The organism is Paenibacillus sp. FSL R7-0026 (assembly GCF_038004485.1).
Lineage (GTDB): Bacteria > Bacillota > Bacilli > Paenibacillales > Paenibacillaceae > Paenibacillus > Paenibacillus xylanexedens_A.
Genome location: NZ_JBBORG010000001.1, coordinates 2,661,591 through 2,678,688 on the forward strand (window position 1 = coordinate 2,661,591; position 17,098 = coordinate 2,678,688).

Genomic DNA, 17,098 nt, shown 5'->3' on the forward strand with positions numbered 1-17,098 from the left:
TATATACCAAAAGGAGAGCTTACAATGCAGGTTCAAAAGGTCGATCATCATGAATTGTTCGAGCAGATCTATAACCAAGCACCTATTGGAATTGCACTCGTTGCTCCAACAGGACAATGGATGAAAGTGAACCCTGCTTTTTGCTGCATGCTAGGTTATACAAGTGATGAATTAATGGATCTCAGTTACCAGGATATTACGCATCCGGAGGATTCACCACAAGATGTGATCTGTAGTTACGAGCTACTTGAAGGGAACTCAAAAGAAAATCAATACGAAAAGCGTTACATCAATAAAAATGGTGACATCTTATGGACCTCATTGAATGTTTCATTAGTTCGTAGCGAAATTACGGATGAACCTATTTACTTTATTTGCCACATTGTTGATATTACTGACCGTAAAATGTCTGAACAAAAGCTTCTGCATACTGAAGAGATGTTCAAACTTATTACGGATCATGCTCAGGAGATCATCTATATTGCCGATCAGGAGGGTGTTTGTCGATTCTGCTCACCCTCAGTTCAAGGTTTACTGGGTTATTCGCCAGAAGAAGTAATTGGTCAAAATAATGATGCATATTTCCACCCACAAGATCTGGAACGGATTTCACAGATGGACTGGACCAAAGGTAATCTGTTGAATACTAGGGTCCGTCATAAAGATGGGCATTATCTGTGGTTTGAAACCACATACAAGGTCTTTGGTGATGCTGAGCATGGACAGCAGATTCTTTCAATTGGACGAGATGTATCAGAGCGAAAAAAACAAAAGGATATCAGTGCTGAGGCTGAACGTATTGCCTTAATTGGTAGTTGGGAATGGGATATGGTCAAAGACCACATTACATTTTCAGATCAGATCTTTGAGATTTTTGAACTTGAACGCACCAGCAAACCATATCGTATAAGTGATGTTTTTGATATTATGGATGCTGAAGAAATAACCTCTTTACAAAAACATATTACAAGGGTAAAACAGGGTGAACCGCTTGATTTTGAATACAAACACATCAGCTCTGATGGAAATGAGAAGTATCTTCACCTGCGTGGATTGATTACGCTTGATGAGCATCGTCAGCCAGTCCAGCTAAACGGAACGCTACAGGATATCACGGAACGCAAACGCATCGAATTTAAATTACAGGAATCTGTGGAGCGATACACTTCGCTTAAGAAATACAATCATGACGCCATTATCTCATTTAACATGGATGGTAACATTATGAATGCGAATCCAGTAGCGGTGAAAATGACGGGCTGTCCCGTGGCTGAAATGATCGGCACAAGCATTAGCAGATTTATCGGAGCCGGTAATCTGGGTCTGATTCTGGGCAGTAATTATGAGATGGCTGAAAAGGAGATCAACGCTGTTCGGCACACAGATGGATTTGAGACAGAAGTCTTGGCTACGCTTGCTCCAATCATTATTAATAAATCCAATGTCGGGTTTTACCTGATTGCGAAGGATATTACGGAGCAGAAAAAACTGCTTGTAGCCAAAGAGACAGCTGAGAGAATGAACAAGGCCAAAAGTGAATTTTTGGCGATGATGAGCCATGAAATTCGCACACCTATGAACGGTGTCATTGGAATGACGGATTTGCTTCTGGATACTCCTGGACTTAGCGGGGAACAAAAGGAATATATCGAAATTATCCAGAAGAGTGGAGACTCCTTGTTGGCCATCATTAATGATATTCTTGATTTTTCCAAAATCGAGTCAGGCAAAACCGATCTGGTAGAAGATCCTTTTGATCTCGTAGAAATCGTGACCGAGACGGTGCAAATCGTAAAACCACTGGCTCGTGAAAAAAAGCTGGATGTTCGCATGTGCGTAGAAGATGCTATTCCAACTCCGGTGTATGGTGATGCTTATCGTCTTAAACAGGTACTTACCAATATCATCGGCAACGCAGTCAAATTCACTTCAGAAGGTGGCGTGGAAGTTAAAGTGGGAGTTAAGGAGCAGTGCGGCAATAACGTGCAGCTTTATTTTCAGGTAAAAGATTCGGGTATTGGCATTCCGGCTGAGAGGAAACAACAATTATTTGAACCTTTCTACCAACTGGACAATTTTATGACCCGCAAACCTCAAGGTACCGGTCTTGGCCTTGCCATTAGCAAGAAATTGGTGGAGCTTATGCACGGAAAGATCTGGATCGAGGAATCGGATGAACCAGGTACAATATTTATATTTACCGCCCAATTTATATTAAATAACGGTGAAGAGAGCAACAGGTTAGATCAACAGCAGAAGAAGAGCAGAACATCAGCTTTACGAATATTAATCGCAGAAGACAATGAAGTGAATCAGCTCGTCCTTAGCAGAATCGTTGAGAAAAAAGGGCACTTCGTGGATCATGTGGCGGACGGTGTTGAGGCAGTCGAGGCGGTCAAACATAATTCATATGATATTGTTTTCATGGATGTGCATATGCCAAGGCTTAATGGATTCGAAGCGACAAAAGCGATTAAAAATGCTTTGCACCCCGAGAGTTGTCCATTCATTATTGCAGTAACTGCAAATGCGGTAAGAGGAGACATGGAAAACTGCTTGAAGGCAGGCATGGATGCGTATGTCAGCAAACCGATAAAAATCGAGTCCATTATGCAAGCATTGGAGAGCTATTACATCAAAAATAATCTCTAAATATTAATCTCTGATTGCACTAAAAATGGATCGGCAATAGAGCCGCTAGCTTATCGTCAATAGGCTACCGGCTTTTTTGCTGTTCCATGATTTGGTCCACTCCTGTATGCCGCAGATGCGACTGTGCACAAATCCCTAAGGATTTTTGATCCATAATTTCGAGATGTCCATATATCCGAATTCCGCTGTCTGCATACCGAAGATGCTCTGATCCAGTTCAGCCTGCTTGTTCATGTGACAGCCATGCAAGATCCAGCAGTGATCACGTAGCAAGGCTTCAGCTTCATCCAGGAGCGCAGTACGTTCTGCCCGATGAAGCTTAGCGAAATGATCCAGTTTGTCATCCAGTAGAGACTGGAATGCAGGAGACATACACATATGAAAGTGGTTGGACAGGTTTTTGAAAAAATGAATCATGCCGTATTGCCAATCTTCCTCCAGTATCTCTTCAGCGAGGATCAATTGTGCGTTCGTGGTTTCCTCTGAGTTGAAATAATCCACAACGGCCTGCATGCTGATGTTCAGACCGATGGACGTTGCCCGACACTGGAACCACTCCGCAACGTCTGCATCCTTATTATGCTTATACGATAATGTTACCGTCTCACCCTGGTACCCACAGTTATGCAGTAATTCACGAGCATGTTCAAGAGAGGTAGCGGTCCAGTCTTGGGCTGCACTTCTCCAAGGCAGAAAGCTGCTGGCCGGTGTGATCCGATTCCCACCGAGATCTCGGACAAGTGCGACCGAATCATAGACGATACGCAGGGCTTGTCGAAATAGGGGATGATGATGGATGCCTTCCTTGTGAAAATTGAACAGCATATACTGACAACCCAGCGCCGGATAATTGATACTGTTGGTCTGATCACAGCCTGTTGTGAGACTCAATCGATCTGTACCCGGTAGCTCATAATAGCGATCATTCGGACTCAGGTCAGGCACAAACCAGAAGTGGACTTGATCCAGATGTGGCCGGATGCCGTAGTACGCATCAAAAGCGGTAAGCTCCAGCACATCTTCATTCAGCTCAGAGATCTGAAAAGGACCGGTACCAATTAAGGTATTGGCTACATTGTAATCGTAGGGCAGGATCGTCATCCGAATACAACTGAACAGATGCAAGAAGAACCGATTAGGACGATGTAGAAAAAACTTGATGCAGTAATCGCCAGCTACTTCAGCACGTTCGATATCCCGATATAACCAGATGGACGGACTATGCACATCAATCAATCGTTGCAACGTCGCTTGCACATCCCGGGACGTCATGATACGTCCGTTGTGGAAACGTACACCTTTCCGGAGATAGAAGGTCCATAAGCGATGGTCCTCGCTGCATTCCCACATGTGCGCCAGTGCTGGCAGGAATGATTCTGTCTTGGCATCATAAGTGATCAATGTATTACAGACCTGGCTTAATAGGTAGGTTTCAAATGCAGTATAAACAAAGGCTGGGTCCAAACCACCTAACTGGCGTGACCTCATGATGCGCAGGATATCCTGACCAGAGGCAGTTTCATCGTGGCCGTGAAATCCCATCTGTTGATGAAGGGAGAGCATGAGCTGTTCTCGCAATGTATCATCCATCTGGACGGTTCCGATGAGTTCAATGGCGTCTTTCATTTTGCCTTTACCTAAAAGTTCGGTAAAACTCGCTTCCAACGCTTCATTCATGCTACGTAGCATCGTTAGCTTCGAATGATGTCCACGACCACGTCCCGGTTGCCAATGGATGAAGCCCAGTTCTTCCAATTTTCTGAGAATGAATTTCACATTACGAGGGGTGCAGCACAGGGCAGCGGACAGGCTATCGATGGTTACCGCTACAGGTTCATGGAGCTTGAATGAAAGCTGTTCGGCCCCGGCGAGCCTTATAAAGTGTGTATGCAGAGTATCCATGGTCATGACTCCTCTATTAAAGGTGAAAAGTGTGATCATATGTTTACACTTTTACTTCCCCCTTTTATCCTTACAATTATACATTAGAAGAGGTAGTTCAAAAAGTCCGCTTTTGATTATGAAAGATGCCTAAAAGGCATCATCAGCATCGAATATGAAATTCAGCCGAAATGTCCGTTGCTCACGTAGTTTTCCCTACGCTCCGCTACTCCATTTCTAGCTTCATCCCATCTTCTCGGTACTGAAAACCGGACTTTTTGAACACTCATTAGAAGAGGCTGTTAAATCATCCCGCATTGAAGCACTTAGAAAGAATAGGAGAAGTTCGCATGAAGCAATATTTAAGGCAAATTCACCCCTTGGCATGGACGATTATTATCGGAACCATGTTTGGACGTCTTGTGACGTCAATGAGTATCCCGTTTCTATCCATCTATCTGACACGTGTGTTAGATGCTACACCGACCGAGACCGGTATTACTGTGGCCGTTAGCTCGCTGGCAGGTGTTATGGTCAGCTTTTATGGAGGTTATATTTCGGACCGGATCGGTCGCAAAATCGTGATGTTAATCTCGGTATTTAGCTGGGCAGGTGTGTTTTTCATCTTTTCAGCAGCAGAGCATCTATGGGTGTTCTTTGTTGCCAATACGTTAAACGGATTATGCCGCGCAGTATTTGAACCCACTTCCAGAGCGCTGTTATCGGATATTACTTCTCCGGAGAACAAATTGCTGGTGTTCAACCTTAGATATGCTGCGATTAATCTCGGTGTGGTATTTGGGCCAATTATCGGATTTCAGCTGGGATCATCTGAATCGACGTTTCCGTTTGTGATTTCCGGCTTGGTATACATAGCCTATGGACTTGTATTATTTCTGCAATTCAAGCTACAGCATGCCAATCTGCCAGAGCGTCATCAGGCAACCGCACCACGTTTGCGTGAAGCACTCATGACCACTGGTCGCGACCGGGTATTTCTGCCGGTATTAATCGGTACCACATTCTGTGTTCTGGGTTACGGGCACTTTAGTTCTACGTTGGCACAGTACTTGGCGAGAAGCCCGATCTTTGAGAATGGAAGTCAGATGTTCTCGTACATGCTGTCCCTGAATGCCGTGACGGTACTGATTATTCAGTATCCTCTTGTGAGAACCTTCCGAAGCTTTCCACCGCTTGTTCCTCTGATTGTGGGTAACCTGCTGGTTGCAACCAGTCTGATGATGGTTGGAATCGCTGAAGGTGTACTCATGATGATGATGAGTGTCATACTATTTACCATTGGGGAAGTGTTGTTGTTCACCATGATGGATATGCTCATTGACCGGATTGCAAAGCCGGAATGGAAAGGGACGTATTTCGGGACCATCGGCTTCAATAATATCGGTAGTGTCATTGCTCCTGTCATGGGAGGGGTGTTGTTAAGTCAATTTGGAGCGGAGAATGGGCTAGCTGTTTTTGTGCCGATTGCACTGACGACTGCCCTGGGAGTACCTTTTCTTCTGATCGCACATCGACGTCTTGTAGTTAGAGAGAAGCAAACAAAGCCTACATCATTAAGTATGTAGCGAGAATTGAAAAGTTTAATGGCATGAATTAAATAACAATTCAGTTAAAATTATCTTGACGGATGTTGATCCAACGAATACAATAAACAACAAATATGTGAAACGGGTGGGATGATGATTATGTTTATGCCTATACAGATTTCGAATCGATAACTGAATACGCATGAGCATAGTGACATTAATCCTATTTTTCTGCAATGATCGCGTTGGGACAGTCATGTTTGTGCACTCCTGTCGTGGACGCTCATCATTATTGCGATGCAGAGGAGATACGGGAAATGCTTTGCATTTCATTCGATCTCTTTTGGCTACAAGCTGTAGATGAACATTAGTTCATCTATGGCTTTTTTGCATGCATTCCACCCAATTTGTTCACATGGAAAGGAGTGTTTGGAGCGTTATTTTATAAAAAACTAACTTGTTAAAAAGGAGAATGTACAATGGTCAACTTATGTTCTACATATCAATTATGGGCGGGAAATCCCGATTTTAATGTCATTATGTATGACTCATCCTAGTGATCGCAAATTTGCTGTCGTTAAGATCATCAACAAATATGAATAGGCAAGAACAATTAAATAAACCGATAAAGAGGTGGGACCTGTGCCCAAAACAGAGAAACGCTCCATGTCATGGCTGCTGCGTTATCTGAAACCCGTTAAAGGACGACTGGCCTTACTTTTAATCATGTTGCTCACATCAACGGGGCTTCAGCTTTTGAATCCACAGATTATCAAACGATTTATTGATACAGCAGCGAGTGGGGGAGTCCTCACCAATCTTGTTCAGCTTGCAGGAATATTTCTGGTTGTCGCCGTGTCTAATCAACTCATCACGGTAGCGGTCAGTTATTTGGGGAATGATGTGGCCTGGCGGGCCACGAATCAACTGCGCGGAGATCTGCTGAAGCACTGTCTGCGTCTCGATATGCGTTTTCATAATGAGAAAACACCTGGTGAGATGATTGAACGTGTGGATGGTGACGTAACGAGCATTTCCAATTTTTTCGCGATGTTCATTGTGCAAGTGATTGGGAGTTTTGTGCTCCTGGCCGGAATTCTCGGATTCATGTTCAGTGTTAATGTACCCATTGCTTTGGTCATGACCGTGTTCACATTATTATCGATCCTGTTCATGGTCTTCATCCGAAATCTGGGCGTGGACTCTTCCAAAAATGAACGGGCGGCAAGTGCCTCTCTGTTCGGATTAATTGAAGAACGCATTGCCGGGATTGAAGATGTGCAAGCAAATGGTCATGTGCCCTATGTGATGAACCGCTTTTACCGCACGATGCGCACGGTATTCCGTAAGGGGAGAAAAGCCTGGCTGCTACGGGTTATTCCGTGGAATACCACAGTAGTTCTGTTCGCTCTGGCGGTCACTGCGGTGCTTTTGCTGGGTGTGCATTATTATATGGAAGGTCTAATTAGTATCGGAACATTATTTCTGATCTACCAATATACGCAGATGCTGAATGATCCAATTGAAATGCTGGGAGATCAGGTGCAGGAGTTCCAAAAAGCAAAATCAGGCATGCTGCGCTCCAGAGAGCTGTTGTCCATGCAAAGTGTGATTGAAGAGGGCACAGAGGAGCAATTGCCGGAAGGACCTCTTGGTCTGGAATTCAGTCAGGTGCATTTCAGTTATAACCAGGATAAACCGGTATTGCAGGACATTACTTTTGCCATTAAACCTGGTGAACGTCTGGGGATCATTGGTCGCACAGGTAGCGGTAAATCAAGTCTTAGTCGTGTTCTTCTCCGGCTTTACAATCTGGATCGGGGCACGATCCGTGTAGGTGGAACGGATATCACAAAGCTTTCATTACAAGCGCTCTATCGCCGGGTGGGAATGGTGACACAGGATGTGCAGTTGTTTGATGGCACGCTGCGTGACAATCTGACCCTGTTCAATGGGGATGTATCCGATCAGATGATCAAGGAGACGACGGATCGCCTTGGACTTAGCCAATGGATTAATTCACAACCAGAAGGACTTGATACGTATCTGGCTGCAGGTGGAGCTTCATTGTCGGCAGGGGAAGCACAGTTGTTTGCCTTAACTCGCGTATTCCTGACCGAACCGAGTCTGGTTATTCTGGATGAGCCGTCGTCACGTCTGGATGCTGCGACCGAAGGTATGCTGCAATCAGCAATTGACCAGTTAATGAAACAATCCACAGGAGTCATCATTGCTCACCGACTGGCTACGCTGGAGAAAGTGGACCGGATTATGGTGCTCGGTGATGGGAAGGTACTGGAATTTGGAGCGAGAGAAGAACTTGCCAGTAACCCTGCATCTCACTATGCCAGACTGCTGATTACAGGCCGAGAGGAGGAATTGGCATGACTGTAGCAGGATTTATAGGCCGTTTGTTTCGATTCAGGCCTTTGCTATTTATAATCAACGGATTGTTATGGTGTATATTTCACTCCTTACCGCTAGCCATTGGTATTGGAATGCAATGGTTTTTTGATCGCACAACAGCAGGTTCAAACGACTACATGTGGCTTGCTGTGCCGCTAATCTTTATTGCTTTGGTCCGAATGGCACGGGTGGGCACATTTTTTGTAGCCTTCTATGCATGGGTTACGTATCTGTATCATGTTCAGGCGATTTTGCGAACCAACATGCTCGCAGCAATCATGCGCTGGCCTGGGCGTAATCTTCCGGCTTCACCAGGGGAGGCGATGAGTCGCTTTCGGGATGATGTCGATGAAGTCGTCGAGTATGTAGAATCATGGGTGGACTTCTGGGGACGACTTGTATTTGCTGTTGTGTCCATCGTCATTATGGCGAACATTAATTGGCAGATCACGTTGGTTGCGGTGCTGCCATTGGTAGTTGTGACCTTACTTAACAATCTGTCCGGAAATCGGGCTCGGAAATATGCACAGGTTAATCGCGAATCGACTGGGCGAATTACCAGTTTTATTGCGGAAACGTTTGGAGCAGTGCAAGCTCTGAAACTGGGTCAGGCTGAAGAGAATGTCTCTTCACGTTTCAACCAGTTGAATGAAGATCGTCGCCAGGCTGCACTTCGAGACAATCTGTTCAAGCAGTGGATGAGATCGATGAATCAGCATGTGCTAAGTATCTGTACCGGATTGATTCTACTGATGTGTGCAGCTGAGATGAAAGCAGGGAATTTTACCGTAGGTGATTTTGCCTTATTCACCAGTTATCTCGCCAATATCGGATTTAGCATTTCACTGTTTGGTTATATGGTGTTTCAGCACAAAAGGCTCAAGGTATCCTATGATCGTATGCGTAAGCTATTCCGCCCAGGGGAAGAAGACCAGATCATGGATTCGAGGGAAATCTATCTGTATGAAGATCCGCCGGAGCTTGTAAGTGAACAGAGGGACCCTAAGGAGAAGTTGCAATCTCTTGAGGTGAATAAGCTGACTTATCAATATCCGAATTCTTCAAATGGCATAGAAGAGATCAGTTTCCGTCTGAAACGTGGACAATTTCTTGTGATTACGGGACGGATCGGATCAGGTAAATCAACACTTGTACGAACACTTCTTGGACTGTTACCCAAACAAAAAGGGGACATTCACTGGAATGGAGCGGCTGTTGATCCAGCCACATTCCTGATGCCGCCTAGAGCCGCGTATACCCCTCAAGTGCCAAGATTGTTCAGTGATACGTTGAAAGAAAATATCGTCCAGGGCAAACAGGGTAACACCGAGCAAGTCCTTGAAAAAGCCATTCGTCTGGCTGTGATGGAGAAGGATATCAAACATCTGGATCAGGGGCTTGAGACCCCGGTTGGTCCAAGAGGGGTGATGCTGTCAGGCGGGCAGATTCAGCGCGCGGCCACAGGACGCATGTTAATGACGGAGGCGGACCTGTTTATCTTTGATGACCTGTCCAGTGCACTGGATGTGGAGACAGAACAACAAGTATGGGAAGGGCTGTTCCAAGAGCCGGATGTCACCTGCATCGCAGTTTCTCACCGCAGGGCTGCACTTTCCAAAGCAGATCACATTATCGTGATGAAAGATGGACGCATTGAAGCCGAGGGAAGTTTGGCCGAATTGCTTGCCACCAATGAAGAGATGCAGTTGCTGTGGCAAGGGGAACAAACCCCCGCCAAAGTCGGATAGCTTTTAAAATTTAGAAAAGATAATAAAAAAGCCTTACAGACGACTCCTTGAAAGAGTACAATCTGTAAGGCTTTTTATCGTATAATGAGTGGAAAGATGGAATATTTTTATCTCATCATCTGAGCAATCAAGGAATACGCAATGATGACCAGGAAGATAATAGTGATATGGTTAATGGAGAAGATAAACATCCGTTTGGACCATTTCTCTGTTTCTTTCTTATCAAAGGTAGCCACACTAAGAATGAGCCAGGCCAAGCTAACCAGGAATGCCACTATAGCGACAAATGGACTCATCGGCCAGAATAAAAAGCTGGAGATCAGTAACAGTACCAGGTACACATTTGTCTGAATGTATGTCCGTCTGATGCCTTTAACAACGGGTAGCATGGGAACACCAGCAGCTTTGTATTCGTCAAAACGACGAATCGCAATCCCGTAGAAGTGAGGCATTTGCCATAAGAGCATCGTAACGACCAATGCCCAGATCTCGAAATGACCCAGTTCCGGTGAAATGGCTGCCCAACCGATGAGTGGAGGCACAGCACCCGAAAGACTTCCCACTTCCGTGTTGTAGATCGTTGTACGTTTGGTCCACATCGTGTAAGGGAACACGTAAAGCAACAGACCCAAAATACCAAATACAGCAGCGGATGGGGAAGCGATGTACAACATGATGCCCCCGATGATGGTGATTGCAATACCGAGAATTAGACCCGACTTGGTATCTACGCGTCCCGTAACGGTAGGACGTTTCTTCGTACGTTCCATGATCGCATCAATATCACGATCATACAAGTTGTTAAACACCCCTGCAGCTCCAATAATGAGAGAAGACCCAATAAAGGACAGGATGATTGGTACAATATTAGCTAAGATTGAAGCATCAAATACATATAAAGCCAAACTTAAACCCGCAAACATGGCGATCAGGTTGGACTTGATGATTCCGATTTTGATCGTATCGAAGAATACTTTCGGAATCGAGCTATACTCCAGGCTGATATTGGTCTGTGAACCATTATTCAATGTTTTCAAGAACTCACTTCCTATATCTATACTTATATATTATGTCGCTATTATACCATTCAATACACTATGTGATTTAATTAACGTTTTAGTATTTAAAATAATGTCATTTGATTGTGAACAATTTAAAAACAAGGTTGTTTTTAATTGTTAAATAATTATTTCTGTGTTACAGGAGAGAAATCAATAATCCGGGTATAACAGTGATTTAAAGTTTGTTCTGTCATTGTAGTGTAAGTGTAAATAATTTTTTATTCAACTCACACAGGCTGGATTGAAGAAAGTGGTTAAAGATATATGTTGCAAAATGGTTAGGTTTTGTTTATTGTAGACATAAGATATCTTTAATAGTCTTGTTTAAAATGTGTTCCTGTAATTCTCCGATATTACTTTCTTAAGAGAAAGCGGAGGTTATTTTTAAAGTTTAATTAGAGATATTAAATGTCTGGAAAAGGTGTATAATGTGAGTAATATGAATCAACTTTTGGATGTACTTATTATTGGTGGAGGACCAGCGGGGCTTAATGCAGCCCTAGTACTTGGCAGGGCCCGCAAGAACGTTGTGGTCATTGATGATGAGACACCGCGTAACTGGGTTACAAGGGAGACACATGGGTTTGTGACAAGAGATGGGGCAAGTCCACGTGAATTCCGGAAAGCTGCCAAAGAACAGATTGCAGCGTATCCCTCAGTTCAATTTGCATCCGATACGGCAACTGCGATAACAGGTAGCGATGGTGATTTTGTAGTTAAGACTACTCAGGGGGCAAGTTATCGCACGAAAAAGATTTTGTTTGCGGTAGGCAAGAAAGACCTTCCCTTGGATATTAACGGATTAACAGAAGTTTACGGTAAAAGTGCGTTTGTGTGTCCATATTGTGATGGATGGGAGTTAAGAGACCAAGCGCTAGTCATCATCGTTAGTGGAGATAAGGCATTACATATGGCAAAAGTCATATCCGGCTGGACAGAACGTTATACGATCTGTACGAATGGATCAGATTCCTTAACCGATGAGCAGCGTGAAGAACTGAAGCAGCATCATGTTACTGTATTCGATGCACCGATTCAATCCATTAACTCTGAAGAAGGGATGGTACAGCAAGTTGTATTAAATGACGGTACAGCGATTCCATGCACAGGAGTTTTCTTCCAACCGAAACTGTTTACCGGATCAGAACTGCCAAAGGCCATCGGTTGTGAAATTACAGAGTCGGGGACGGTTATCGTTGATGCTTCCGGCAAAACATCTGTAGCGGGTGTATACAGTGCTGGTGATGCAGCATCCGAGATGTATCAGGCAATCACGGCTGCGTCTCTGGGGGCATTGTCTGCTGTAAGCATTAATAATGAATTGAATTTCGAGAAGTGGGATGAGCCAAGTCACCGTTAGAATACATTAAAAAACGTCATAGACTCATAACGTCATTGGTTCATACAGTAGGGGATTGCATATGCAATCCTCTATTTGTTGTTATTTCAACTTAAACGTTGAACGGTTCAATTGAAAGTAATTCAGCCGGAAGAAAATTTGATATTAAATCAATTATGGTTTATTGTATTATCAAATGATACATATTACTATCATTTATATAATCATTAAAGGAGAGATCACTTATGAATGAAAGCAGAACGGCTATCATATGGCTAACGAATACCTTGCTCCACGGCGTACAGTTAAGAGGTGATCATCATGAGTGATGCAACTTCCATTCCACAGCCCAAAATGTATGGACCACTTGGCAATCTGCCTTTGATTGATAAAGATAAACCAACGTTGTCGCTAGGTGTTCTGGCTGAACAGCATGGACCAATATATCGCCTTACGGTTCCCGGTTATTCCGGTTTAATCGTATCTGGGCCAGATCTTGTCGCGGAGTTATGCGATGTCTCCCGTTTTGATAAGTTTGTATATAATGAACTCGAAAACGTACGTGCCTTTGGAGGCGATGGTTTATTCACAAGCAGAACATCGGAGCCCAATTGGAAAAAGGCCCATAACATTCTGCTTCCCACCTTCAGCAAGCAGGCCATGAAAGGTTATCATCCCATGATGATTGATATTGCCGATCAATTGATTAACAAGTGGGCACGCCTCAATTCCAATGATACGATCGATGTTGCGGACGATATGACACGCCTTACGTTGGATACCATTGGACTATGTGGATTCAATTATCGGTTTAACAGTTTTTATAGACAGGACCACAGTCCTTTTATTGAAAGCATGGTTCGGGCATTAAATGAAGCAATGCAAAAGAGCTCACGTTTGAAAATTCAGAATCTGCTTATGGTGAAAACCAAACGACAGTTCCAGGAGGATATACAGACGATGTTCTCTCTGGTAGATCAGATTATAGAGGAACGTAAAGCGAGTTCAGCACCCGAAGAGGTCGACTTGCTCGCACGTATGCTGAATGGTAAAGATCCGGAGACTGGAGAAATGCTGGATGATGAGAACATTCGTTATCAGATTATTACGTTTCTCATTGCCGGACATGAAACGACGAGTGGTTTGTTATCTTTTGCTCTTTACTTTCTACTCAAAAATCCGGAATCGCTTCAAAAGGCGTATGACGAGGTGGATCAGATATTGGTCAGTGACTCACCACAGTACGAAGAAATTCTTCAGCTTTCTTATATTCGCATGATTCTTAGTGAATCGCTTCGTCTCTGGCCAACAGCCCCGGGATTTGATGTATATGCCAAAGAAGATACCGTCATAGGTGGCAAATATCCCTTGAAGAAAGGGGAAAGTTGCAGTATTCTTTTGCCCCAGCTTCACCGTGACAGAGAGGCATGGGGAGAGGATGCGGAACTTTTCCGTCCAGAGCGATTTGAAGATACGGCGAAAGTGCCTCATCATGCGTATAAACCTTTTGGTAATGGGGAGAGAGCGTGTATCGGCATGCAGTTTGCTTTATATGAAGCAACACTTGTGCTTGGCATGGTCCTCAAACATTTTGACCTGATTGATTACAGCAACTATGAGTTGGATGTTAAACAGACGCTAACGTTGAAGCCGGGAGACTTCCAAATCCAGGTGAAACCGCGCGCTGCTTCGCAAACGAGGAATAAGGCTACTGTATATGCAGAAGAGAAACCTGCTCCTGTTGTTCATAAGAATGTAGCAAGTGACAGCCAGACGGGAGAAAATATGGTCGTTGAAGCAAATGGTCGTCCATCGCTCCTGGTGTTATATGGTTCCAATCTGGGAACGGCAGAAGGCATTGCCCGAGAGCTTGTGGAGAAAGGGCGTTCGTATGGAATCCCAAGTGAAGCAGCCACTCTGAATGAGTGGGTTGGCCGATTACCCCGTCAGGGTGTCGTTCTCATCGTCACTGCTTCGTATAATGGTAAACCTCCGCAAAATGCCACGGCATTTGTAGACTGGTTGAATGGTGCGGGGTCAGAGGAAGCAAGGGATGTGAACTATGCCGTTCTGGGCTGTGGAGATCGGAGTTGGTCCGGGACGTACCAGAGCATTCCTCGATTAATAGATGAGAGGCTTGAAGAATTGGAAGGTAAAAGACTGTTATCCCGCGGTGAAGCCGATGCCGGAGGTGATATGGAAAAACAAGTCGAGGCGTGGCAGCATATGTTGTGGCCTCAGGTGTTGAGTGCCTTGGGGATTAGCGAGGAAGCAATCAAATCCTCCAAGCCAAGCACAAGCAGACTTCAAATGGAGTTTGTCCGTGAGAAAACAGATATGCCACTTGCACGAACTTATGATGCCAGCTATGCCACGGTTGTAGTTAATAAAGAGCTTCAGGATCTGGGAAGTGGAAGAAGCACGCGTCACATCGAAGCGTTACTGCCTGAAGGCATGAGTTATAGAGAAGGCGACCATCTCGGCGTGTTGCCTAGCAATCAGAAGCAGAATGTGGATCGGATACTCAGCCGGTTCGGACTACGTGGGGATTCTTCGATCCAATTAACTTCGGACGTCAGCCATCTTACACACCTTCCACTGAACAGACCCGTCAAGATTCATGAGTTGCTCGCTTATTGTGTGGAATTGCAGATACCAGTCTCCAGAACACAGTTGCAGGAGTTAGCTAATCATACGGTATGTCCACCTCATAAGCGTGAACTGGAAGGCATGTTGGATGAAAACAGCTACAAGGATTATATTCTTGCCAATCGAATCACGATGTTGGACCTGCTAGAAAAGTATGAGGCGTGTGAACTGCCTTTCGAAAGGTTCCTTGAATTATTGCCTCCGCTTAAGCCCAGATATTATTCAATATCCAGCTCGCCAAGCCTGAATTCCGAGCAAGCGAGCATAACTGTATCGGTAGTAAGAGAGCCCGCATGGAGTGGCAAAGGCGAATATCAGGGTGTTGCTTCAACGTACCTGGCCGGTTGTCCAACGGGCGAACGAATTCTGATGTTTATACGTACGCCGGAATCCGAATTTTATCTGCCGGAAGAGGCTGACGTACCCATGATAATGGTGGGACCAGGGACGGGTGTTGCGCCGTTCAGAGGTTTCCTCCAGGCGAGAGCGGTCATGAAACAGAGAGGTTTGCCACTGAGTGATGCGCATTTGTTCTTTGGGTGCAGGAATGAATCAGATTTCATATATCGTCATGAGCTTGAGCAATTCGAACGGGAAGGGATCGTTAAGCTACACACTGCTTTTTCTCGTGCAGAAGGCAAGCCCAAAACGTACGTACAACATCTGATGAAGGAGGATTCTGAACAGTTAATTCACATGCTGATGAACAAAGGAAAACTCTACGTATGCGGGGATGGAAGCCAGATGGCTCCTGCGGTAGAAGAGACTTTGCAGCAAGCATATCAGGAAGTGCAGGGAGCAACGATGCAGCAAGCGAAGGGCTGGCTCATTCAGCTTCAGGCCGAAGGACGCTACGTGCAAGACGTGTGGGCAGGTAATAAACGAACAGCTGAAACTCCTAAAGCTGTGCATGAGGAGGTACATTGAGACGGAGATGACTCCAATATCTACTAATATACAATTCTTAATATACACATGCTAACAAACAGCCGCTTAATCTGGAGCTTTGTCTCCAAATTAGCGGCTGTTATGATGATCTGACCATGAGCCGTCGCTCGGTTCATTTTCTCACTCCTGAACTGTTAGCGTTTACATTAAAATTTGAAATAAAAATGATTGACAGTCCTTATCTGAACGAGTTTAATTATATAGACCGATTGTTATAATTATTTGAAGGAAGTGGCTTTCGTTGAGTGAAAAGTCTAATGCTAGAGAGTCTATTGTCAGCACAGCAGCGAGACTGTTTTTTTCACAAGGATATCATGCGACCGGTCTGAATCAGATCATCAAAGAGAGTAGTACGCCGAAAGGGTCGTTGTATCATTATTTCCCGCATGGCAAGGAAGAGCTCGCGCACGAGTGTATTCAAAAAGCCAATGAACATATCTTGCAGACATTTGAGAAAACATTTGCAGCCCACGACAATACGGGGGATGCCATTCAGAGATTTATTCATGATTTGGCGCATGAAACAGAAGCAGCCGGGTTTACCGGATTTCTGCCATTCAGCTTCTGGGCAGCTGTGGAGACATCGTGTATTAGTCAGCAGTTGCGTATTGCATGTCAGGGTGTATTTGCAGATTGGCAGGATGTCATTAAGAAACATCTGATTTTGGATGGCGTTGGTGAAGAGAAGGCGCGGGAGACGGCACTTCTGATCATTTCTTTGATGGAGGGAGCACTGATTATCAGCCTGACGAATCAGGATAAACAGCCTCTGCTGACGGCTGCTGAGTATTTGTCGGTTGTGACGAAGAACGCCAAACAGATTCAATAATTTATACCAAGAGACAGAGAAAAAGAAAGTTCGATACG

General features: G+C 44.6%; 9 protein-coding genes. 7 read left to right on the forward strand and 2 right to left on the reverse strand.

Annotated features, from left to right (window positions below):
• Positions 1-24: 24 nt before the first annotated feature.
• Entirely contained in the window at positions 25-2,652 is a 2,628-nt protein-coding gene (locus MKY44_RS12110; protein WP_341007230.1) for a PAS domain S-box protein, read from the forward strand.
• Between the two features lie 135 nt (positions 2,653-2,787).
• On the opposite strand, the gene MKY44_RS12115 is transcribed toward MKY44_RS12110, so the two are convergent.
• On the reverse strand, positions 2,788-4,554 hold the full coding sequence (locus MKY44_RS12115) for an ABC transporter substrate-binding protein (protein WP_341007232.1): 1,767 nt from the start codon (positions 4,552-4,554) through the stop codon (positions 2,788-2,790).
• Positions 4,555-4,883: 329 nt separating this feature from the next.
• Between MKY44_RS12115 and MKY44_RS12120 the strand changes: the two genes are divergently transcribed.
• From MKY44_RS12120 to MKY44_RS12130, 3 genes are all read left to right on the forward strand, one after another.
• The gene (locus MKY44_RS12120) at positions 4,884-6,119 is read left to right on the forward strand and encodes an MDR family MFS transporter (RefSeq protein WP_341007234.1); all 1,236 of its coding nucleotides are present in this window, start codon (positions 4,884-4,886) and stop codon (positions 6,117-6,119) included.
• A 603-nt stretch (positions 6,120-6,722) separates the two neighbouring features.
• The gene (locus MKY44_RS12125) at positions 6,723-8,468 is read left to right on the forward strand and encodes an ABC transporter ATP-binding protein (protein ID WP_341007236.1); all 1,746 of its coding nucleotides are present in this window, start codon (positions 6,723-6,725) and stop codon (positions 8,466-8,468) included.
• On the forward strand, positions 8,465-10,234 hold the full coding sequence (locus tag MKY44_RS12130; RefSeq protein WP_341007238.1) for an ABC transporter ATP-binding protein: 1,770 nt from the start codon (positions 8,465-8,467) through the stop codon (positions 10,232-10,234). The genes MKY44_RS12125 and MKY44_RS12130 overlap by 4 nt, the downstream gene beginning before the upstream one ends.
• 107 nt (positions 10,235-10,341) lie before the next feature.
• Here the strand turns inward: MKY44_RS12130 and cyoE are convergent, their stop codons facing one another.
• Positions 10,342-11,271: a heme o synthase gene (gene cyoE / locus MKY44_RS12135; RefSeq protein WP_036608378.1), complete on the reverse strand. Its 930-nt coding sequence runs from the start codon at positions 11,269-11,271 to the stop codon at positions 10,342-10,344.
• Positions 11,272-11,734: 463 nt separating this feature from the next.
• On the opposite strand from cyoE, the gene MKY44_RS12140 reads away from it, so the two are divergent.
• The 3 genes from MKY44_RS12140 to MKY44_RS12150 all read left to right on the forward strand — a co-directional run bounded on the left by MKY44_RS12140 (position 11,735) and on the right by MKY44_RS12150 (position 17,060).
• The gene (locus tag MKY44_RS12140; RefSeq protein WP_341009838.1) at positions 11,735-12,655 is read left to right on the forward strand and encodes an NAD(P)/FAD-dependent oxidoreductase; all 921 of its coding nucleotides are present in this window, start codon (positions 11,735-11,737) and stop codon (positions 12,653-12,655) included.
• Between the two features lie 300 nt (positions 12,656-12,955).
• Positions 12,956-16,210: a bifunctional cytochrome P450/NADPH--P450 reductase gene (locus tag MKY44_RS12145; RefSeq protein WP_341007240.1), complete on the forward strand. Its 3,255-nt coding sequence runs from the start codon at positions 12,956-12,958 to the stop codon at positions 16,208-16,210.
• Between the two features lie 262 nt (positions 16,211-16,472).
• Complete coding sequence (locus MKY44_RS12150) at positions 16,473-17,060, forward strand: TetR/AcrR family transcriptional regulator (RefSeq protein ID WP_036608373.1); 588 nt, start codon at positions 16,473-16,475, stop codon at positions 17,058-17,060.
• The last annotated feature ends 38 nt before the right edge of the window (positions 17,061-17,098 follow it).